Below are 20,866 nucleotides of genomic sequence, written 5' to 3' on the forward strand. Positions count from 1 at the left end.
CCCGTGCATGACCTACTGAAGGATATCTCCATGCCCAAGCTCAACCATCCGGCCCAGACCCTGCTCGAACAACTCGACGGCTTCGACGTCATCGTCGATGCGGAGCGCGAGCGCGCCGACATCGTCCTGAAGCGCCCCCCGTTCAACATCATCACCATGCCCGAGCGCGAGCAGTTGCGCCTGGTGTTCGAGGCGCTGGACGAAGATCCGCGCGTGCGGGTGATCGTGCTGCGCGCCGAAGGCGAGCACTTCTCCAGTGGCGGCGACATCCGCGGCTTCCTGGAGGCCACGCCCGAACACGTTTCCAAGCTGGCCTGGAACATCGCGGCGCCGGCACGCTGCTCCAAGCCGGTGATCGCCGCCAACCGCGGCTATTGCTTCGGCGTGGGATTCGAGATCTCGCTCGCCTGCGACTTCCGCATCGCCAGCGTCACGGCGCAATACGCGCTGCCCGAACAGAAGCTGGGGCAGATTCCCGGATCGGGCGGCTCGGCGCGCCTGCAAAGCATGATCGGCATCGCCCGCACCAAGGACGTCGTGATGCGCTCGCGCCGCATTCCGGGCCAGCAGGCCTACGACTGGGGCTTCGTGGTCGAGTGCGTGGCCGACGACCAGCTCGAGGCCGCCACCGACAAGCTGGTGGACGAACTGCGCGGGTTCTCGCCGCTGGCGCAGCGCACGGTCAAGAAGCTCCTGAACGATTCGGAAGACTCGCCGGTGTCCATCGCCATCGAACTCGAGGGCCATTGCTACAGCCGCCTGCGCACCTCCGAGGATTTCCGCGAAGGCGTCGAGGCGTTCCACGCCAAGCGCAAGCCCCAGTGGAAAGGGCGCTAAGCCAGGGCACTGCCTCATTCCAACAACGGAGACATCATGAATACGACCACGGATACCGTTGCGGGCGCGGGCCCGCTCGAGCCGGCCGCCGATCCCGCGCAGTCGCGCAAGGCCTTCATGGCGGGCCTGGCCTCCACCTTCGGGTGGGCGCTGGACCTGTTCGACCTGTTCATCCTGCTGTATGTGGCGCCCATCATCGGGCGGCTGTTCTTCCCCTCGGACAAGCCGACCCTGTCGCTGGCGGCGGTCTACGCCTCGTTCGCGGTGGCGCTGCTGGTGCGGCCGCTGGGCTCGGCCGTGTTCGGCGCCTATGCCGACAAGCACGGACGCAAGCGGGCGCTGATGATCTCGATGGTGGGCGTGGGGCTGAGCACGGCGGCGTTCGGCCTGTTGCCGACCATCCACCAGGCCGGCGTGATCGCGCCGGTCATCTTCCTGGCGCTGCGCATCGTGCAGGGCCTGTTCGTGGGCGGCATCGTGGCCTCGACGCACACTATAGGCACGGAGTCGATCGCGCCGCGCCACCGCGGCCTGATGTCGGGACTGGTGGGCAGCGGCGGCGCGGGCATGGGCGCGCTGATGGCCTCCATCGTGTACTTCGCGCTGTCCTACGTGTTCCCCGGTGATCGCTTCGACCAGATCGGCTGGCGCGTCATGTTCTTCTCGGGCCTGATCAGCACCGTCTTTGGCCTGGTGATGTACCGGCTGCTGGATGAAACGCCTTCGTTCAAGAAGATCCAGGCCGAGCGGGCCAGGCAGAAGGGTGGGGCGGCCAGGCAGGCTTCCCCGCTGAAGACGCTGTTCGCGGGCGAATACCGCAACGTGCTGCTGGTCAACCTGCTGATCACCTTCGGCGGCGGCGCGACCTACTACATCACCGCGGGCTATCTGCCGACGCTGCTGAAACTGGTCGCGAACGTGCCGCACGAAAGCTCGGCGCTGATCCTGATGATCAGCTCGGTGGGCACCATCGTCGGCGCGCTGGCCTTCGGCGCCCTGAGCGACATCATCGGCCGCAAGAAGACCTTCTACGCGCTGGGGGTCTTCTGCCTGGTGCTGCTGCCGTACCTGTTCCTGCTCATCGCCAAGCCCGCGTCCCTGCCGCGGATCACGATGATCGCCTCGGCCATCGCCCTCTTGGGCGGCGCCATTATCGCGCCCGTCATGATCTTCCTGAACGAGCGCTTTCCGGCCAAGATGCGCGCCAGCGGCACCGGGCTGTCCTGGAACATAGGCTTCGCCGTCGGCGGCATGATGCCCACGGTGGTCTCGCTGCTGAGCGGTTCGCCGCAGGACATCCCGCATGTGCTGGCCATCACCTCGGCCTTGCTGGCGGTGGTCTACCTGGTGGGCGCCAAGGTCGCGCCCGAGACCCACGGCCAGTTCGACTAGGACGGAGGCGGCTGGGCGAACATGGGATCTACGCCCCCGCCTCGGGAGCTTCGCTGGTGATCACCGCGCCGTTGCGCATGACCTTGGTGACCGGCGTATTGGCCACGATCTCCAGCAACCGTTTCCATTGCTCGGCGGTGAGCGGCTGGTCCGAATACAGCCTGCGGTGGATGTGCGCCGTGCCCTGCTCGTCGAAGCGCAAGGCCAGCTCGGCGCGGAATTCGCCCAGGTTCCAGCCCTTGCGCTGCGCGTACATGCGCAGCGTGATCGCGGTGCAGGCGGATAGCGACGCCAGGTAGTAGTCGAAGGGCGCCGGAGCGCCGCCCTGGCCGCCCAGGGACTTGGGCTCGTCGGTGTCCAGGCCGAAGGGGCCGGCCTGGATTCGATGCAGGTAGTCGGTGCCGGTGGAGACGATGGTGGCCTTGTGCATGGCGAGTCCTTCAGGAAATGGAGTCGAGCCGCACCCAGTCGGCGGTTTCCATGACGTAGGGCGCGAACAGGTAGTCCCGGATCCGGGCCACGCCTTCCTCGCGCCACGTCAGCAGCACGAAATGGGCGGGCTGGTCCATGGGGCCGCGAGCGTCGTAGACCAGCATCGCCGGCCGTCCTTCGACCGCGCCCGGCGCGAATCGCCAATGCACCGCCTCGGCATAGCGGGTGAAATAGAAGTCTACTTCCTTGCGCCCCTGCAGCTTGAGGCGGTTGACGAGGTCCAGGCGGGCGTCGTCGGCCAGCATGCGGCGTATCGCGTCGAAGTCGCCGGCCTGGAAGCGGGCGACGTAGTGCCGCAGGCGCTCGTGGTCGTCGTCCGACAGCGGCACGGGCCCAGGCCGGTCCCCGCCCTGGGCCACCAGTTCCCGCAGTCGCTGCCTGCCGCGTTGCAGGGCCGATTTGGCGGCCGGCACGCTGCAGTCCGCGACCTCGGCGATCTCTTCGACGGAATGGCCCAGGACGTCCTTGAGGATGACGGCACAGCGCTGGAGGACCGCCAGTTGCAGGAAGGTCCGGAACCCCACCGCGACGATGTCGGACTGGGGGAGTTCCGTTCCCGGTTCCATGTCTTCGGATAAGGGTATTTCCTGGGTCCGGGCGCGGGCGCGCAGGAAGTCCAGGCTGGCGTTGTGGGCGACGCGGAACAGCCAGCCTTCGATGTTGGCGATGTCCGCGACGGACGAACGGACGGCCAGGGCCTTGATGAGCGTTTCCTGGACGACGTCCTCGCCATCGATGGTCGAGCCGGTCATGCGGGCGCAATAGCGGTGGAGCCGTGGCCGCATCCCGGCCAGCAGAGTGGCGAACGCGTCGTCGTGGTTCATGGATTTCCTGTCAGCGATGATGCGAGAGTACGTCCGTGCCCAGGATGGAGTCGAACGAGGCGAGGTCGCGGATGGTCGGGAAATAGGCTTGCATGCGCGGATCGGCGCGCATCGCCTCGACGTCGGCGGCGCTGTCCCATTGGGAGTGGATCACGATGCGCTTGCCGTCGCCGCTGGCGATCAGGCGGGTCGAAATCCAGCCCGGCAGCGTCCTGATGACGGTTTCCGTGTTCTGGCGCAGCGAGGCGAGCAGCTCCTGCTGCTTGCCGGGATGGACCGACAGGACGTTGACGAGAGTGACGGCTTGCTGGGCGGCGATGGTCATGGAGAGGCTTCCTACAGGGATGGAACCGGCACGGGCGTGTCCGGTACTCCCAAGACGAATCGGACGAGGAAAACGGATCGGTCGGCGGGAAAAATTTCCTGGCTGCTGTTCAGTGATCGGTTTTCGTCATGAGCCTGGCCGCCGCGTCCACCGCTGGCCGCAGGTCCAGCAGGTGGCAGGATGCGGAGCCGACCTGTCCGGTCCTGGCCAGGCCCTGCCGGACGAGTGTCTCGCCCAGGGAAGGGAAGCGGTCGGCATCGCCCGCGGGCAGGTCGAAGGCCACCCAGCGCCGCTGGCCGTCCACCCACAGGGGCGCGCCTTCGGGAATCCTGGGCGGCGCAGGCGAAGCCAGGGTCTCGGCCATGTGAAAGGCCGTGCATGCGCCGAAGCCGGTGCCCAGCAGCAGGATGCCGGCGCGTTCGCGGTACAGGCATCCCAGCGGCCCGCCGTGGCCGAAGGGGTCGTCCAGCGCCTGGGTGGTCGTGATCGCTTCGGCCAATGGGCCCAGCGCGGCGAAGGAGCACAGGGGGTGGGGGCTGCGGCGGGCGCCGGGCCAGGTCCGGAACAGTTCCGCTACGGCGCCCATGCCGCGCGTCGGGGTGGTGGACGGGTCGAACGGCGGCAGCGTGGCCCGGATCGTGTCGGTCCAGGCGGGCGGAACGGCGGGCGCCTGCCAGTTGGCGGGATCGCTCAGTTGCGACGACTGTGCGGGCATCACTAGCGTGCCGGTCGGACCCACGGCGTCGAGCAGGGCGCGCACGACGGTTTCGGCTCCGCCCGAGATCCAGCCGAGCCGGCTCAGGGCGCAGTGCACGAGCAGTGCCATGCCGGGCGCGACACCCAGCCGGGACAGGTCCCTGGCCAGGCTTTCCCGGGTCCGGGGCTCGGGCGTGGCGGTGATGATGGCGTGTTCGGTCACGAGGGTGGGCAGTCAAGAATATTTGAATAACGGATATTTGACGTATATCTGAATTGCAAATATTATGGTTTTATTCGAATTCCAGGTATCTTGCCATGTCCATGCCACCTCAAGTCCTGGCGACCGCCACGCAACTGGGAACGGTGCTGCAGGCCGCCCGCAAGTCCCAGGGGATGACCCAGTCGGCCCTGGCCGGCCGTATCGGCCTGAGCCAGTCGCGGGTGTCCCACCTGGAACTGCACGCCCATGAACTGAGCCTGGAGCAGTTGCTGGCCTGGTGTGCCGCGCTGGGGCTGGAATTGACCCTGGGGCCGCGCGGCGGCCAGGCGCCACCGCCCACTGTACACGCGGACTGGTGACATGGGCCGCCGATCGCATGGCCGCAGCCTGTACATCTGGACCAATGGCATCCGCGTCGGCCGCTGGACGATTCCCGCGCGGGGCGAGATGGAGCTGCACTACGACGCGGACTGGGTGGGCGCCGACATCGGCCGACCGCTCTCGCTGTCGCTGCCATTCAACCTGCACAACCTGCCCTTGAAGGGCGAAAGGGTCGCCAATTATTTCGACAATCTCCTGCCCGACAGCGATGTGATCCGCCGGCGCGTGGCCGAGCGTTTCCGCACTGGCTCGACCGATCCCTTCGATCTCCTGAAGGCGGTCGGCAGCGACTGCGTGGGGGCGGTACAGGTACTGGGCGAGCACGAGACGCCTGACGGCCACGATCGCATCGAAGGCGTTCCCCTGTCCGACGAGGACATCGAACGGCATCTGATCGAGACGGTGTCGCCGCGGGCCTTCGGCGCCCAGGGGGATCCGGATGCGGATTTCCGCATCTCGCTTGCGGGCGCGCAGGAGAAGACCGCCTTCCTGTGGTGGAATGGCCGATGGCACGCGCCGCGCGGCGCCACGCCCACCAGCCACATCTTCAAGCTGCCGCTGGGATTGATGGGCGGCCGGCAGGCGGATTTCACCACCTCGGTCGACAACGAATGGCTGTGTCTGAGGCTGCTGAAAGCCTATGGGCTGGATGTGGCCGGCGCCGACATCGCGGCTTTCGGCCAGCAGCGCGTGCTGGTGGTCGAGCGCTTCGACCGGCGGATCGCGCCCGATGGCCGCTGGATCATGCGGCTGCCGCAGGAGGATTTCTGTCAGGTGGCGGGATGCTCGCCGCTGCGCAAGTACGAGAACGAGGGCGGGCCGGGGCTCAAGGCCTTGTTCGCCACGCTGCGGCAATCGGTGAACGCCGACGCCGACATGAAGACCTTGATGGCCGCGCAAGTCCTGTTCTGGCTGTTGCGCGCGCCCGACGGCCATGCCAAGAACTTCAGCATCCATCTGCTGCCGCGCGGCCGTTTCCGCCTGACCCCGCTGTATGACGTGATGTCGGCCTACCCGGTGCTGGGGGAACGGGCCAACCAATGGTCGCCCCGCGAGATCAGGCTGGCGATGGCGCTGCTGGGCAAGAACCGGCACTATGCGATGCACGGCATCCAGCGCCGCCACTTCGACAGCACGGCGCGGCAGGCCGGCTACGCGCCCACGGCCGAGCCGGTCATCGGGGAAATCCTGGCGCGCACGCCCGCGGCCATTGCCCAGGCGCAGGCGGCGCTGCCGCGCGGTTTTTCGCCGCGTGTCGCGGACACCGTGCTGGGCGGGCTGGAACAGGCCGCCGGCGCGCTGGCGGCGATGGGGTCCTGATTCCCATGGGAGCTTGGCAATGTCTCGAATCTTCATCACGGGCTCGGCCGACGGGCTGGGCAAGGCGGCGGCCGGCACGCTGCTCGCCGACGGCCACGAGGTCGTGCTTCACGTGCGTGGCCCTCGGCGGCTCGACGCGGTCCAGGACTTGCTGGACCGGGGCGCCCGCGCGGTGGTCGGCGATCTGTCGGACCAGGGGCAGGCCGAGGACGTCGCCGCCCAGGTAAACCGGCTCGGCCGCATGGACGCGGTAATCCACAACGCCGGGGTCTATACCGGGCCGCAGATACTGCCGGTCAATGTGGTCGCGCCCTATGTCCTGACGGCCCTGGTCACCCGGCCGGATCGCCTGGTGTATCTGAGCAGCGGCATGCATGCCGGTGGCCGTCCGGAGCTGGACGGCCTGGACTGGCGCGGGCGCGGCGAGTCGGCGTCCTATTCGGACAGCAAGCTGTTCGTGACGGCGCTGGCGATGGCGATTGCCCGGCTGTGGCCCGGGGTCGTCGCCAGCGCGGTCGATCCGGGATGGGTGCCGACGAAAATGGGCGGCCCCAACGCGCCCGACGACCTGCGCCTGGGCCACCTGACCCAGGAGTGGCTGGCCGCCGGCGGGGACGCGCGGGCCCGCGCGAGCGGCGGATACTGGCATCACCAGCAGCGGCTCGACCCGCATCCGGCCGCGCGCGACGCGGCTTTCCAGGACGAGCTGTTGCGCGAGCTGGAACGGGCCACGGGGATCGCCTTGCCCAAGGCCTGACGATGACGGCGAGCAAGATGCGGCAACGGTTCATCGATACGAAAAAGCGCCTGTATCGGTGGATGAAGTACCGTCTGACCCGGCCCGCGCCGCCTCCGCTGCCTTTCGACATCAAAGGCCCGGTGGTGGTGGTCGGCTCCGCGCCGCGGGCCAGTCGGCCGGTGGGCCTGGATGGCGGCTATGCCATCATCACGGTGAACGGATCCCAGGCGGTGGCCGCGCGCTGGGGCATCGAGGTGCCCGACATCACGATGATGATGTTCAACCAGATCGAGGGAACCACGCACAACGCGCGCGAGGTCCGGCGGGTCCTGAGCGGGCGGCGGACCCGGGCGCTTTACGTGCTGCTGTGGCGCAAGAGCGAACGCGAGCGGCTGGAGCGCGGGCTGGCGTCGTTCGACTACCGCTACGACCATCTCTACATCGTCGACCGCTATGAGCGGATGGCGCTGCTCGACAAGGTGGCGGGCCTGCATTCGCTGGAGATCGATGCCGAGTCGAAGTGCTCGAACGGTATCAACGCGGTGCTGTACGCCCTCCATCATGGCGCGCCGGCGGTCATCATCTCCGGCATCGACCCGGGCTCGGCCGGGCACGCCTACAACGATGCGGGCCTGGCGCGGCTGCATGTGCGCATGGATCTGATCATCCTGCAACGCCTGCTCGATGCGGGGCGGCCCATTTTCACCGCCGATCCGCAGGTCGCCCGCGCGACGGGCATCCCCTTGTGGGATGAGGGATGCGCGCAGCGAGTCACCGGCCGCGCTGCCTGACATGCAGAAGGCGATCGCGGGTGGCGAACCATTCGTCCGCATAGTCGTCGTGCCTGCGTTCGTCGAAGTAGGGGCCGCCGGTGGTGAAGTGCACCAGCCGGGCGTCGGCCAGGTAGTGGTATTCATTGACCAGCCAGTTCCACGCAGTGGGCAGTTCACCGATGAGGTCGTCTGACTCGAGCCACTTGAACTGGTGCAGGTCCAGCCCGGTCGCGGTATTCACGTAGTAGGGGTCGAGCCGGCGGCATTTCGCGTTATTGAAGAGCAGAACGCTGGACCAGTTCTTCTTCGTGTATTTGGCCTGGACCTGCCCCAGGAACTTGGTCTCGCTTTTGGGCACATAGTCGTGCTTGACGCACATCGCGGCAAAGCGCTCGTCCCTCAGGGCCCAGAGCTCCGCGATGTCGGTACGTACCAGCGTGTCGCAATCGATGAACAGGGACCAGCCCTGGAAGCCGCTCAGGTAGGGCACCAGGAAGCGCGAGAACGAGAACTCGGTCGACTGCAGCGGATTTCGCGGTCGGGCGAAGACGCCCTCCAGATGATCCAGGGCGACCGGGGTGATGGAAACAGGCATGGAGCTTTTCTCCACGATGCTCTGACACAGCACGTGATAGGCGACGACTTCCTTGCTGTCGAAGCCTATGTAGATGCGGGCAGTTTCTATCATGGCCGGCCGGGTCGAGTTCTGCTGGAACCCATGTTGTACCGGGCGGCCGCCCGGGCGGGCGTATCACAACGTTTCATAAGAAACAGGCGCCGCCTCGACATTCCCGGCGGATCAGCAAACAATTGGCCACATGCCCGTCGCCCGCCGATTCGCCAACACCGCGCTGAAGCTGTTGTACCGTTACACCCACGGTCCGGGCCAGCGCCACAACGAGCGCCTGTGGCCGCACGTGTCGGTCGGACGTGACGCCCAGGGCCATGTGGCCGGCTATGCGTACCGGCGCCGGCCGCTGCCCTTGGCCAATGCGAGCGTGGCGCGGGGAGCCTCGTCCGGAACGGGGCACATCATCGCCTGCGGCCCGTCGATCAACGAGATCGACTACGGCCGGCTATCCTTGACCAACGTGATGGGCGTGAACGGCGCCATCGCGCTGCTCGACCGTTACGCCCTGCGCTTCGACTATTACTGTTTCAACGATACGGGCTTCGTGCGCGCTCGCCCCGAGCTGGTCCGCCGCATCGTCGGGCAGGACCTGCTGTTGTTCACCACGCCGTTGTGCCTGTGGCACGTGCTGCAACGGATGCCGCCCGAGGCGCTGCGCTGCCGGCTGTTCCTGATCGAGAATCCCCAGCGGCGCGCGTTGTTGCCGGCGCGGACGATGGCGCAAGTGCGGCGCGATCATCCCGACGGCGAGCTGGCCGTTTTCGACCCGGACCGGGCGTTGGGATTCAGCCGCGACATCCGCAAGGGCGTGTTCGACGTCGGGACCGTGGCTTACACTGGCCTTCAGGTCATGGCCTGGCTGGGGTTCTCGGAAATCGTGCTGCATGGCGTCGATCTCTGCAATGCCGCCACCGCGGCCCGCTTCTACGAGTCGCCCGCCGATCGCCTTCCCACAACGCTCGACCAATACCTGCCCGGCCATATCCTGCCATCGTTCACACGGGCCGCGGCATTGCTGCGCGAATCGGGCGTGCGGATCGTCAACCTGTCGCCGGGCGGCGCGCTGTCGGGCGGCATGTTCCATCAGCAGGATTGGCGCACGCTGGCCGGGGGTTGATGCCGAGGAGCATATGGAAGACCGGATCAGGCTTTTCGTCGGATGCGATCCGAACGACTGTGATCTCGAACAGATGATGGTGCTGGAATACAGCGCGCGCAAGCACTGTTCGCTGCCCATCGACATCGAGTGGATGCGGCTCTCCAGGGATCCGTCCAGCTTCTGGCATGCCGATCCGGAGCGTGGGTTGGGCTGGCGGACGCAAGCGTGGGCCACGCCGTTCTCGGGATTCCGCTGGGGCGTGCCGGCGTTCTGCGGCTATCAGGGCCGGGGTATCTACCTGGACACCGACATGCTGGTGCTGTGCGACCTGGCCGAACTCTGGCGCATGCCGTTCGGCGCGGGCAAGGTCCTGAGCGGCAAGGGACGCAAGGCCTCGTGGCGTTTTTGCGTGACGGTATGGGATTGCGCCGCCGCGCGGGCGCATCTGCCGCCCATCGAAAGCCTGCGCGCCGAGCCCGACGCGCACCAGCGCATGATGCGGTATTTCACCGGACATCCCGAGCTGATCGAGCCTATGCATTCCGACTACAACAACATCGATGGCGAGCGAACGCCGCTTGATGACATTCGCATCCTGCATTATTCGGACATGGGAACGCAGTTCAGCCACAAGTACGCCTTCCCCAGGCTGGAGCGGGAAGGCCGCGAGCATTGGTTCGACGGCCGGGTGCTGCCGCATCCGAGGGCCGACCTGGCCGGGCTATTCGATACCTGCTATCGGGAAGCGCTGTCCGCGGGATATGCGCTCGACAGCTATCGGGCCCCGCAGCCATTCGGCGACGTGATGAAGGCCACGCAGCGCGACTATGCCGGCAACCATCGCACCCGCAAGCGCTCGTTCTGGTCGCGCCTGGGCCTGGGCGGCTCCGCCGATTGATCGTTTACTTGCGAATATCCGGTGACGATTTGGTTACGATAAAAAACAAGTCGCACCGGAGGGCAGAGTAGAGTCGATTACATCGACCTGGACCATTGCACAAAGGGGGCTGCCATCAACCATCCCCGACATCCGATCCAGCCAGGCTGGTCTGTTGCCTTCGTGATGTCGCCGCGCATCGGCGACACGCTGATCTCGATGGTGGTCGCCAACAATCTCGTCCGCCATGGGATCGATGTCACGGTCTTCAGCCGCCATCTGCATGCCATGCGCACGTGGTTTCCCGGCTTTCGCATAGAGCCCGCCCTGCATGCGACGCAGGCCCGGAGCCGGCTCGAGCGTTTCGACGTGGTGCTGCACGCCTACGAAACCGACGTGCCGGACGATGTGCACGACTGGCATCCGCGCGTCTGGGGCATGGACGGATGGCCCACGTATCGCCAGGTCAAGCCCATGGTGGACATCCAGCTGGACGTATGTCGCCATTGTTTCGGGCTGGATGCCCTGACGCGCGACAACGGCCTGGCCGTGCCGGTCGACGTCGGCGTGTCGGGGGTGGGCAATCGGGTAATCATTCATCCCACGGCAAGCGACATCCAGAAGCAGTGGCTGCCCGGTCGTTTCCTGAAACTCGCGCGCCGGCTGCGCGGCCGGGGCTACGAGCCGAGCTTCGTCGTCGCGCCGCGCGAGCGCGAGGAATGGGCATGGGTAGAAGCGCAGGGCTTTCGCCTGGTCTCGCACGAATCCCTTGACGACCTGGCGCGCTGGCTCGCAACGGCTCGTCTTTTCGTGGGGAACGATTCGGGCCTTGCCCACCTGGCCTCCAACGTGGGAGTACCCGCCGTCTCGCTCGCGATGCGGCCGCGAATCGCGGTGCGCTGGGCGCCGGGCTGGGCGCCCAGCGTGACGGTTACCGCGCCGCCGCTGATGCCCGGCCGATGGATGCGGGAACATTCATGGAAGTACCTGTTGTCGGTCCGCAAGGTCGAGGCCGCGATCGAGAGGCTGCGCCGGCGGGTCTCGGAGGCTGTGCTGGCTTTCGATCAAGGCAGCACGGGCGAGCGGACGACGAGCAAGTCCATGATCAGTGCCAGCCCCATCGCGCAGACGCCGATGACGAAGAGCCGCGCATAGCCGAAGACGAACGGGGGCAGGGCAGCAGCCCGGTCCCATGTACGCTTACCGCCAGCAACCGCGCAATCCCCAAGCAACCTGACCCCGGACGAGCCTGGATCTCGCGCTTGACGTTTTCGTCGAATGAAAAATATAATGAAATTAGATAAAATAAAACGAAATTAGAAAGCGGAGGCAGATATGGGCCGCATCGTGCGGATGGGGGCCGGTTCGGGTTTCTGGGGCGACGCGCTGGACCCCGCGGAAGAACTGCTGGAACGGGCGAACCTGGACTACCTGTGTTTCGACTATCTGGCCGAACTGACCATGGCATTGCTGCAGCGGCAGAAGCTGAAGCGGCCCGATGCCGGCTACGTGCCGGATGCGGTGCAGGCCATGATCGCGTTGCTGCCGAAGGCCAAGGCCGCCGGCACGCGCTTGATTTCCAATGGCGGCGGCGTCAATCCGCGCGCCGCGGCTGACCGGATCGCCCAGGGGGCCCGCCAGGCGGGACTGGCCGGCGCCCGCATCGCCCTGATCGAGGGCGATGACATGCTGGACAAGCTGGATGCCCTGGCCGCGCAAGGCGTGCCGCTGCGCAATCTCGATACGGGAGACGAGGATTTCGCGGCCATTCGCGATCGTGTGGTCTGCGCGAACGTCTATACCGACAGCTCGGGGATAAGCGAGGGGCTGGCCGGCGGGGCCGATGTCGTCATCGCCGGACGGGTGTCGGACAACGCGCTGTACGTCGGTCCGCTGGCGCACGAATTCGGCTGGCGCCGCGACGCGGCGCACGTGGACCGGTATGCCGCGGCGGTCACGCTGGGGCATATCGTCGAATGCGCGGCGGGCTGCTCGGGCGGCATGTCGTCGCGGTTCGCGGAAATGCCGCACATGGGCCGGGTCGGTTTCCCCATCCTGGAGGTCGACGAGACGGGCGATGCCACCGTCACCAAGCTGCCGGGCAGCGGCGGCCGGGTCGATCAGTGGACCGTCAAGGAACACCTCGTCTACGAAATCGGCGATCCCCGCCGCTATCTGATGCCCGACGCGGTGGCGGATTTCACGTCTCTCGCGCTGAATGACGAAGGCCAGGACCGCGTCCGCGTCAGCGGCATGCGGGGGGAGCCCGCGCCCGACCAGTGGAAGATGGTAGTGGGCTACCAGGACGGCTGGATAGGGGAGACGATGGCCTTTTTCCCGTGGCCCAATGCCTACGACCGTGCCGTGAAGGCGCGCGAGACCCTGCTCGAGCGTTTCGAGCGGATGGGGCTCGCGGCCGACCAGGTGCATTTCGATTTCGTCGGCCTGAACACCCTGCATGGGCCGGCGGCGGCGTTTCCCGGCCGGGAGTGGGCCAACGAACTGCCCGAGGTGGGGCTGCGCTGCGCGGTGCGTACGCGTACCCAGGAGGAAGCCGACAAGGTGCGGCGGGCCGGGACGAATCTTTGGATCATGGGGCCGGGCGGCACGTCGTTCGGCACGCCGATGAAGCCGCGTCCCGTCATCGCGCTGTGGCCGACGCTGATCCCGCGCGACGCCGTCGTACAGAAGACCGAGATCCTGGTGGCTTGAGGAGCATGCCGATGACACTGCAAGTGAAAGATATCGCCTACGTGCGGTCCGGAGACAAGGGGGACGTCTGCTCCGTGGGCCTGGTTGCCCGCGGCCCGCGAGAATATGCGTGGCTGCGCGCCAGCGTGACGCCGGCCGACGTGAAGCGGATCTACGGCGACTGGGTGCGGGGCGAGGTGGAGTGCCATCCCATGGACAACATCGGCGCGGTGGTCGTGGTCATGCGCCACGCGTTGGGCGGTGGTGCCACGCGCACCCTGCGGCTGGACCAGACCGGCAAGTCGCTGGGCTATGCCTTGATGCGTTTGCCGGTGCGTGGCGCCGAGACGCTTTCCTGACGATTCGACGCCATGGCCATCCTATCCTCCCGCACGCGCACCGACGGCAAGGAGTTCGCCGCCAACGCCGCGGCCTATGCCGAACTGCGCGTGCCGCTGGATGCCGCGCGCCGGCGCGCCATCGAAGGCGGCGGCGAGCGCGCGCGCCAGACGCATCTCGCGCGGGGCAAGCTGCTGCCGCGCGAACGGATCAATACCTTGCTGGATCCCGCAACGCCGTTCCTGGAGATCGGGCAACTCGCGGCCGATGGTTTGTACGACGGCCAGTCGCCGGGCGCGGGCATGATCACCGGCATCGGGATGGTGGCGGGCCGCGCCTGCGTGGTCATGGCCAACGACGCGACGGTGAAGGGCGGCACCTACTATCCGCTCACCATCAAGAAGCAGTTGCGCGCGCAGGCCATTGCCCGCGAGAACGGGCTGCCGTGCGTCTACCTGGTGGATTCCGGCGGCGCCTACCTGCCGCTGCAGGGGGACATCTTTCCCGACGAACATCATTTCGGCAAGATCTTCCGCAACATCGCCGAGATGTCCGCCCTGGGCCTGAAGCAGGTCGCGGCCGTGCTGGGCGCGTGCACGGCGGGCGGCGCCTACATTCCCGCGATGTGCGACGAGACCGTCATCGTCGACCAGGCCGGCACGGTCTACCTGGGTGGGCCGCAGCTCGTGCAGGCGGCCACCGGCGAACGGGTCGATGCGCAGGCGCTGGGCGGGGCCGACGTTCATACGCGCCTGTCCGGCGTCGCCGATCATTTCGCCCACGACGAGCTGCACGCGCTGACACTGGTCCGGGACATCGTGGCGCGTGGCAAGACCGGCGCCTTGCCGGCACCGCCACGGGCGCCGGTTCCGCCGCGCCACGATCCGGCCGAACTGCCCGGGCTGATTCCCGCCAATCCGAAGCAGGCCATTCCGATCCGCGACGTGCTGGCGCGGCTGCTGGACGGCAGCGAGTTCGTCGCCTACCGGGAGCGCTACGGCGCCAGCCTGATCTGCGGCACGGGCGCGATAGGCGGCTATCCGGTCGGCATCCTGGCCAACGACGGGGTGCTGTTCGGCCAGAGTGCGCAGAAGGCGGCCAACTTCATCGAGCTGTGCTGCCAGGAGAATATCCCGCTGGTGTTCCTGCACAACATCAGCGGCTTCATGGTCGGCGTGCAGTACGAGCAGGGCGGGATCGCCAAGGACGGTGCCAAGATGGTCAACGCGGTGTCCACCGCGCGCGTGCCCAAGTTCAGCGTGGTCATAGGCGGCAGCTACGGCGCGGGCGCCTATGCCATGTGCGGGCGCGCCTTCGGGCCGCGCCTGATGGCGATGTGGCCGAACGCGAGGACGTCGGTGATGGGGGGCGAGCAGGCCGCCACGGTGCTGGCCCTGGTGCGCGCCGAGCAACTGGCGCGCCAGGGCAAGGCATTTTCCGCCGAGGAGTCCGAGGCCTTCAAGGCCCCGGTGCGCGCCGTCTACGATGCCGAGAGCACGGCCCTGCATGCGGCGTCGCGCCTGTGGGTGGACAGCGTGATCGAGCCCGCCGATACGCGCGCATGGTTGACGCTGGGCCTGGCGCTGGCGGCGGGCAGCCCCGAGGAATCGACACGCTTCGGCGTTTTCAGGATGTAGGACATGTGGAAGAGAATCCTGATCGCGAACCGGGGCGAGATTGCCCGGCGCATCGCGCGCACGTGCAGGCGCCTGGGCATCGAGTATGTGGCGGTCCACTCCGAAGCCGACTCCGCCGCGGCCCATCTGGGCGGCGCGGTGGAAACGGTGTGCCTGGGACCGGGGCCGGCCGGCGACAGTTATCTGCGCGGCGACCGGCTGGTCGAGGCGGCGCTGCGCACGAACTGTGAAGCGGTGCACCCGGGCTACGGCTTCCTGTCCGAGAACAGCGAATTCGCCGCGGCCGTCGAGCACGCGGGACTGGTGTTCATCGGGCCCGCGCCCGAAACCATTTCCATGCTGGGCGACAAGGCGCGAGCCAAGGCACTGATGCGCGCGGCGGGCGTTCCCGTGGTGCCGGGCACCGACGAAGCCAGCGACGATCCCGGGCAGCTCGAGGCGCAGGTGCGCGCCATCGAACTGCCGGTATTGCTCAAGCCCTCGGCCGGTGGCGGCGGCAAGGGCATGCAGGTCATCACGCGCCATGAAGGATTGGCGGACGCGATCGAGTCGGCGATCAGGGTGGCGCGCAGCAGTTTCGGCGACGGCCGCATGATCGTCGAGCGCTACATCGGCCAGCCGCGCCACATCGAAGTGCAGATCTTCGGCGACGGCCGGGGCGGGGCGGTGCACCTTTTCGAACGCGAATGCTCGCTCCAGCGCCGCCACCAGAAAGTGGTGGAAGAGGCGCCCGCGCCGGACCTGCCCGCCCAGGCGCGCGAGCGTCTGCTGGAGGCGGCGCTGCAAGGCGCGCGCAGCCTGAACTACCGCAACGCCGGAACCTTCGAGTTCATCGTCGGCCGCGATCTCCAGTGCTACTTTCTGGAGGTGAATACGCGCCTGCAGGTCGAGCATCCGGTTACCGAGGCCGTCACGGGCCTGGATCTCGTGGAATGGCAACTGCGGGTGGCGGCGGGCGAGGCCTTGCCGCTGGCGCAATCCGCCATCGCATGCCATGGCCATGCCATCGAGGCGCGCGTCTACGCCGAGGATCCCGCGCAGGATTTTCGGCCGTCGCCGGGCGCGGTGGTCCACGCGCGATGGCCCGCCGGCCTGCGGGTGGACACGGCGCTGGACGCTTCGGGCGAGGTCCCGTCTTTCTATGATCCCATGGTGGCCAAGCTCATCGCCCACGCCGGTGACCGCCAGGCCGCGCTGGATGCGCTCAGGGCGGGGCTGGACGATACCGCATTGCTGGGCGTGACCACCAACGTGGGGTATCTGTCGCGCGTCCTGGACGATGCGGCGGTCAGATCGGGGCACGTCAACACTCGCTACCTGGACGAGCGCAAGGACCTGCAAGCGCCACGCAGCCGCGAGGCGGCCGTGGCGGTGGGCGCCGCGCTGCATTTTCCCGTGGCCGCGGAGCCAGGTTCGCCGTGGACGCGGGAGGCCGGGCAGGGGGCAATGGACCGGCATTGCCTGGATGCCGAGGCGCCGCTGGGGCGCGCGCATTTCGAGCTGGACCAGGAGCCGGCCGCGGCGGGCTTCGCGGCGGCCGATGGCCGGGGCGTGACGGTGGAGGCGGCCGGCAGGGCGTCGCATGTGGTGCGCGATGGCTCGAACCTGCGTGGACAGGTGGACGGCCGCTACTGGGAGGCGTGGCCGGCCGAATCCGGCTGGCATGTGCAGGTGGACGGCGACCACTACACCGTGCGTCCGCGCAGGACTCGCGAGGCCGATGGCGCGGACGCCGACCGGCTGGCCACGGCGCCGATGTCGGGCGTCGTCGCGGCGCTGCCGGTGCGGCCTGGCGACCGGGTCCAGCCGGGCGACACGCTGGCCGTCATCGAGGCGATGAAGATGGAACATGCCATCACCGCCCGCGAGGCCGGCATCGTCCAAGCCTTGCGCTATGCGCGTGGAGAGAGCGTCCGAGAGGGCGACCTCATCGTCGAGGTCGACTACGACGCCGCGCCATGACCTTCCATTCCGAGCCGGCGCGCGCCGGCAGAACCGAGACCACCATGAACAAGCCGCTGAGCCACCTTCGCGTCGTGGACCTTTCCCGTATCCTGGCCGGCCCCTGGGCCACGCAGAACCTGGCCGACCTGGGGGCGGAGGTCATCAAGATAGAAAAACCCGGCGCCGGCGACGACACCCGGCAGATGGGACCGCCGTTCCTGGCCGACGAACGCACGGGGGAAGACGGCGACGCCGCCTATTTCATGAGCTGCAACCGTGGCAAGAAATCGGTGGCCGTCGACTTTTCCGATCCACGCGGACAGCGGATCGTCCGGGACCTGGCGCGGGGCGCCGATGTGTTCGTGGAGAACTACAAGGTCGGTGGCCTGAAGAAATACGGACTGGACTACGACTCGCTGCGCGAGATCAATCCGCAACTGGTCTATTGCTCGGTGACCGGCTTCGGGCAGACCGGCCCCTACAAGGATCGCGCGGGCTACGACTACCTGATCCAGGGCATGGGCGGCCTGATGAGCGTGACGGGCGAGCGCGACGACCTGCCAGGCGGCGGGCCGCAGCGGGCGGGGGTGGCGGTGGCCGACCTGCTGGCCGGCATGTACGCCACCACCGCCATCCTGGCCGCGGTGCAGCACCGCGACCGGGGCCACGGCGGCCAGCACATCGACATCAGCCTGCTGGACTGCATGGTCGGCTCGCTGGTGAACCAGTCGATGAACTACCTGGTCAGCGGCCAGGTGCCGCAGCGCATGGGCAGCGGCCATCCCAACATCGCGCCGTATGCCGTCTATCCGGCGGCGGACGGCCATCTGGTGCTCGCGGTCGGCAACGACGCGCAGTTCCGCCGCCTGTGCGAGGCGGTGGGCCAGCCCGGCGTCGGCACCGACGCCCGCTTCGCGACCATCGCGGACCGGGTGCGCAATCGCGCGGAGCTGGATGCGTGGCTGGTGCCCGTCACGCGTTCGCGCAGCCTGGCCGACTGGACTTCGCTGCTTGAACGGGCCCAGGTGCCCGGCGGCCCCATCAACCGGATGGACCAGGTCTTCGCCGACGAGCAGGTCGTCGCGCGGGGCCTGCGCGCCGAGCTGCCGCATCCGCGCTATGGCCGGGTGCCGACGGTGCGCAATCCCATGCGCTTCTCGGCCACGCCGCTGGAGCCGGGAAGCGCGCCGCCGCTGCTGGGCGAGCACACCGACGAGGTCCTGCGGACGGTGGGCGTGACGCCCGAGCAACTGGCGGCGCTGCGCGAAGCCGGTGTGCTTTGATCAAGAGAACATTCAAGAATCCAGGAGGAGAAAGGCATGCGTAGAGCAATCACGACCGACGCCAACGGGCTGGAGGTCCTGGGGATGGGGTTCTATTGGGACGATGTCGAGGTCGGCTATCGCTTCCGCACCCTGGGGCGGACCATCACCGAGGCGGACATCACCCTGTTCATCGGGACGGTGGGCATGGTCGAGGAAATGTTCACCAACCTCGACTACATCGGCTCGCAATCCATCATCGGGTCGCGTCCGGCGCCCGGTTCGCTGGTCTTCTGCATGGCCGAGGGCCTGCTGATGCAGAGCACCATGCAGCGCACGGGCATGGCGTTCATGGAGGCGGACATCAAGGTGCACAAGCCGACTAATGCCGGCGACACCATCCATGTCGAATGCGAAGTGGTCGAGGCCAGGGCAACGAGCAAGGCCGACCGCGGCCTGGTGCGTACCGCCAACCGCGTGGTCAACCAGCGGGGCGAGACCGTGCTGACCTACTCGCCGCTGCGCATGGTCAAGACCCGACCGAACGAATCCACCCCTGCGGGAGACCAATGATGAAAACCTTGCGATCGATGGGCCTGTGCGCCGTGGCGTTTGCCGCGCAGGGGCTGCCGGCGGCCCAGGCCGCCTATCCCGACAAGCCGGTCACCATCGTCGTGCCGTTCGCGGCCGGCAGTCCGACCGATGCCGTGGCGCGCGTGGTGGCCGAGGCGCTGAGCAAGCGCCTGGGCCAATCCATGGTGGTTCAGAACCGGCCGGGCGCCACGGGCATGATAGGCAGCGAATACGTCGCGCGCGCACAGCCGGATGGCTACACCCTGTTGTTCGGCACCAATACCACCCAGGTGGCGAACCAGTACTTTTTCAAGAAAGTGTCCTACGACGGCCTGAAGGACTTCGCGCCGGTGGCCGTGGTGGGCGGCGTCCCGCATGCGCTGGTGGTCAACCCTTCGGTGCCGGTCAACTCGGTGGCCGAGCTGATCGCCTATGCCAAGGCGCATCCCGGCAAGCTGTCCTTCCCCTATGCCAACAGCACCACGCGCATCACCGGCAGCACTTTTCGCGTGATGACGAAGACGGAGATCAACGCCATCCCGTACAAGGCTTACGGCCAGGCCATTGCCGAGCTGCTGGGCGGGCAGACGCAGATGATGTTCATCGATTTCTCGACCGGTCTTTCCTACATGACCACGGGCAAGCTCAAGGCGCTGGCCATCACGCCGGACCGCTCGGCCAAGCTGCCGGGCGTGCCCGCCATGAAGGAGGTGCTGCCGGGCTTCGAGATCGGCAACTGGAACGGCCTGTTCGCGCCCGTGGGGACGTCGCCCGAGATCATCGACCGGCTCAATCGCGAGGTCCGCGCCGTGCTGGAGCAACCCGAGCTGCGCAAGCAGGTGGACGGCGTGGGCTACGAACTGCTGCCGCCGATGGCGCCGGCCGAATTCGGCAAGTACATCGCCGAGGAAAGCCGGCACTACGCCAGGCTTACCAGCGCCGCCGACATCAAGCCCGAGTGAGGGGCAAGCGTGGAGCCATCTTTCGAGCCGTCTTTCCGAGTCCAGGAGGCCTGACATGACGACACCCACCGATGCCCTCGTGCAGTATGCGCTGACATCCGGCATCGCCACGATCCGCATCAACCGGCCGGACCAGCGCAATGCGCTGTCGATCGCGGTCTGCGAACGGCTGCTGGATCTCTGGGACGAGGTCGACCGCGACGAGGCCGTGCGCGCCGTCGTGCTGACCTCGGCCGATTGCGGGACGTTCTCGGCCGGCATGGACCTGAAGGAAGCCGCGAGAGTACGCGCGGAGTCGGGCAAGGACATGCTGGAGCTGCTGCGCGATCCGTTCCACCAGCGCATGCGGCGGGTGGCCAAGCCCATCATCGCCGCCATGACGGGCCATTTCACCGCGGGAGGCATGGTGCTGGCGGCCAACAGCGACATCCGGGTGGGCCTGCGGGGAACGCGCGGGGGGATATCCGAGGCCAAGGTGGGGCGGGGCTCGCCGTGGGGCGTGCCCATGCTGTGGATGCTGCCGCAGCCCTTCCTGCTGGAGATGATGATGACGGGCGACATGCATCCCATCGAACGCTTCCATCAATTGGGGTTCGTCAACTACGTGGAGGCGACGCCCGCAGCGGTGCGCGAACGGGCGCAGGCGGTCGCCCGCACCATCGCGGACAATGCGCCGTTGACCGTATGGGCGGCCAAGAAAAGCGTAGGGGCGGCGATGGACCTGGGGTGCGATCGCGGCTTCGAGGCGGCCTGCAAGTTCCACGAGCGCGTCTATGCCAGCGCGGATGCCATCGAGGGCCCGCGCGCCTTCGCCGAAAAGCGCCCGCCGCGCTGGATCGGAGCCTAGCC

General features: G+C 67.5%; 22 protein-coding genes. 17 read left to right on the plus strand and 5 right to left on the minus strand.

Going from position 1 to position 20,866, the window contains the following annotated elements:
* The first annotated feature begins 30 nt into the window (after positions 1–30).
* Positions 31–837 carry an enoyl-CoA hydratase/isomerase family protein gene (locus WKR98_RS16115; RefSeq protein ID WP_124689673.1) on the plus strand — a complete coding sequence of 269 codons (807 nt, stop codon included), beginning with the start codon at positions 31–33 and terminating at the stop codon, positions 835–837.
* Positions 838–873: 36 nt separating this feature from the next.
* On the plus strand, positions 874–2,229 hold the full coding sequence (locus tag WKR98_RS16120) for an MFS transporter (protein ID WP_192901755.1): 1,356 nt from the start codon (positions 874–876) through the stop codon (positions 2,227–2,229).
* A 28-nt stretch (positions 2,230–2,257) separates the two neighbouring features.
* Here WKR98_RS16120 and WKR98_RS16125 read toward each other — a convergent pair whose 3' ends face one another.
* The 4 genes from WKR98_RS16125 to WKR98_RS16140 form a co-directional block, all read right to left on the minus strand.
* Complete coding sequence (locus tag WKR98_RS16125) at positions 2,258–2,659, minus strand: OsmC family protein (RefSeq protein ID WP_124689672.1); 402 nt, start codon at positions 2,657–2,659, stop codon at positions 2,258–2,260.
* 10 nt (positions 2,660–2,669) lie between these two features.
* Positions 2,670–3,545: a sigma-70 family RNA polymerase sigma factor gene (locus tag WKR98_RS16130; protein WP_341434104.1), complete on the minus strand. Its 876-nt coding sequence runs from the start codon at positions 3,543–3,545 to the stop codon at positions 2,670–2,672.
* Positions 3,546–3,555: 10 nt separating this feature from the next.
* Positions 3,556–3,870, minus strand: coding sequence for a putative quinol monooxygenase (locus WKR98_RS16135; RefSeq protein WP_124689670.1), 315 nt, complete (start codon positions 3,868–3,870; stop codon positions 3,556–3,558).
* 109 nt (positions 3,871–3,979) lie between these two features.
* Positions 3,980–4,789, minus strand: a complete 810-nt coding sequence (locus WKR98_RS16140) for an aminoglycoside N(3)-acetyltransferase (protein ID WP_124689669.1) — start codon at positions 4,787–4,789, stop codon at positions 3,980–3,982.
* 95 nt (positions 4,790–4,884) lie between these two features.
* Between WKR98_RS16140 and WKR98_RS16145 the strand changes: the two genes are divergently transcribed.
* Genes WKR98_RS16145 through WKR98_RS16160 form a run of 4 tightly spaced genes read left to right on the plus strand, consistent with a single transcriptional unit; the run spans position 4,885 to position 8,020 of the window.
* Positions 4,885–5,148: a helix-turn-helix domain-containing protein gene (locus tag WKR98_RS16145; RefSeq protein WP_124689668.1), complete on the plus strand. Its 264-nt coding sequence runs from the start codon at positions 4,885–4,887 to the stop codon at positions 5,146–5,148.
* A gap of 1 nt (position 5,149) precedes the next feature.
* Positions 5,150–6,490, plus strand: a complete 1,341-nt coding sequence (locus tag WKR98_RS16150; RefSeq protein WP_124689667.1) for a type II toxin-antitoxin system HipA family toxin — start codon at positions 5,150–5,152, stop codon at positions 6,488–6,490.
* Positions 6,491–6,509: 19 nt separating this feature from the next.
* Positions 6,510–7,247 carry an SDR family NAD(P)-dependent oxidoreductase gene (locus tag WKR98_RS16155; RefSeq protein WP_124689666.1) on the plus strand — a complete coding sequence of 246 codons (738 nt, stop codon included), beginning with the start codon at positions 6,510–6,512 and terminating at the stop codon, positions 7,245–7,247.
* Between the two features lie 2 nt (positions 7,248–7,249).
* A complete protein-coding gene (locus WKR98_RS16160) occupies positions 7,250–8,020 on the plus strand; it encodes a hypothetical protein (RefSeq protein ID WP_341434105.1) in 771 nt (256 codons plus the stop codon).
* On the opposite strand, the gene WKR98_RS16165 is transcribed toward WKR98_RS16160, so the two are convergent.
* Complete coding sequence (locus WKR98_RS16165) at positions 8,001–8,690, minus strand: glycosyltransferase (RefSeq protein ID WP_341434106.1); 690 nt, start codon at positions 8,688–8,690, stop codon at positions 8,001–8,003. The two genes, WKR98_RS16160 and WKR98_RS16165, sit on opposite strands and share 20 nt — an antisense overlap.
* Before the next feature lie 130 nt (positions 8,691–8,820).
* Between WKR98_RS16165 and WKR98_RS16170 the strand changes: the two genes are divergently transcribed.
* The 11 genes from WKR98_RS16170 to WKR98_RS16220 all read left to right on the plus strand — a co-directional run bounded on the left by WKR98_RS16170 (position 8,821) and on the right by WKR98_RS16220 (position 20,864).
* A complete protein-coding gene (locus tag WKR98_RS16170; RefSeq protein WP_341434107.1) occupies positions 8,821–9,750 on the plus strand; it encodes a hypothetical protein in 930 nt (309 codons plus the stop codon).
* 13 nt (positions 9,751–9,763) lie between these two features.
* Entirely contained in the window at positions 9,764–10,630 is an 867-nt protein-coding gene (locus WKR98_RS16175; RefSeq protein WP_341434108.1) for a glycosyl transferase, read from the plus strand.
* 165 nt (positions 10,631–10,795) lie between these two features.
* The gene (locus WKR98_RS16180; RefSeq protein WP_124689663.1) at positions 10,796–11,764 is read left to right on the plus strand and encodes a glycosyltransferase family 9 protein; all 969 of its coding nucleotides are present in this window, start codon (positions 10,796–10,798) and stop codon (positions 11,762–11,764) included.
* Between the two features lie 180 nt (positions 11,765–11,944).
* Positions 11,945–13,321: an acyclic terpene utilization AtuA family protein gene (locus WKR98_RS16185; protein WP_341434109.1), complete on the plus strand. Its 1,377-nt coding sequence runs from the start codon at positions 11,945–11,947 to the stop codon at positions 13,319–13,321.
* Between the two features lie 11 nt (positions 13,322–13,332).
* Positions 13,333–13,659, plus strand: coding sequence for an AtuA-related protein (locus WKR98_RS16190; RefSeq protein ID WP_124689661.1), 327 nt, complete (start codon positions 13,333–13,335; stop codon positions 13,657–13,659).
* A gap of 12 nt (positions 13,660–13,671) precedes the next feature.
* Positions 13,672–15,276, plus strand: coding sequence for a carboxyl transferase domain-containing protein (locus WKR98_RS16195; RefSeq protein ID WP_124689660.1), 1,605 nt, complete (start codon positions 13,672–13,674; stop codon positions 15,274–15,276).
* Between the two features lie 3 nt (positions 15,277–15,279).
* The gene (locus tag WKR98_RS16200) at positions 15,280–17,238 is read left to right on the plus strand and encodes an ATP-binding protein (protein WP_341434110.1); all 1,959 of its coding nucleotides are present in this window, start codon (positions 15,280–15,282) and stop codon (positions 17,236–17,238) included.
* Positions 17,235–18,503: a CaiB/BaiF CoA transferase family protein gene (locus WKR98_RS16205; RefSeq protein ID WP_341434111.1), complete on the plus strand. Its 1,269-nt coding sequence runs from the start codon at positions 17,235–17,237 to the stop codon at positions 18,501–18,503. The genes WKR98_RS16200 and WKR98_RS16205 overlap by 4 nt, the downstream gene beginning before the upstream one ends.
* 36 nt (positions 18,504–18,539) lie before the next feature.
* Positions 18,540–19,055 carry an FAS1-like dehydratase domain-containing protein gene (locus WKR98_RS16210; protein WP_124689658.1) on the plus strand — a complete coding sequence of 172 codons (516 nt, stop codon included), beginning with the start codon at positions 18,540–18,542 and terminating at the stop codon, positions 19,053–19,055.
* A complete protein-coding gene (locus WKR98_RS16215; protein WP_341434112.1) occupies positions 19,055–20,017 on the plus strand; it encodes a Bug family tripartite tricarboxylate transporter substrate binding protein in 963 nt (320 codons plus the stop codon). Before WKR98_RS16210 ends, WKR98_RS16215 begins: the two co-directional genes overlap by 1 nt.
* 55 nt (positions 20,018–20,072) lie before the next feature.
* Positions 20,073–20,864 carry an enoyl-CoA hydratase/isomerase family protein gene (locus WKR98_RS16220; RefSeq protein ID WP_341434113.1) on the plus strand — a complete coding sequence of 264 codons (792 nt, stop codon included), beginning with the start codon at positions 20,073–20,075 and terminating at the stop codon, positions 20,862–20,864.
* The last annotated feature ends 2 nt before the right edge of the window (positions 20,865–20,866 follow it).

It is taken from the genome of Pigmentiphaga sp. YJ18, assembly GCF_038066655.1.
In the GTDB taxonomy this organism is placed as follows: domain Bacteria; phylum Pseudomonadota; class Gammaproteobacteria; order Burkholderiales; family Burkholderiaceae_B; genus Pigmentiphaga.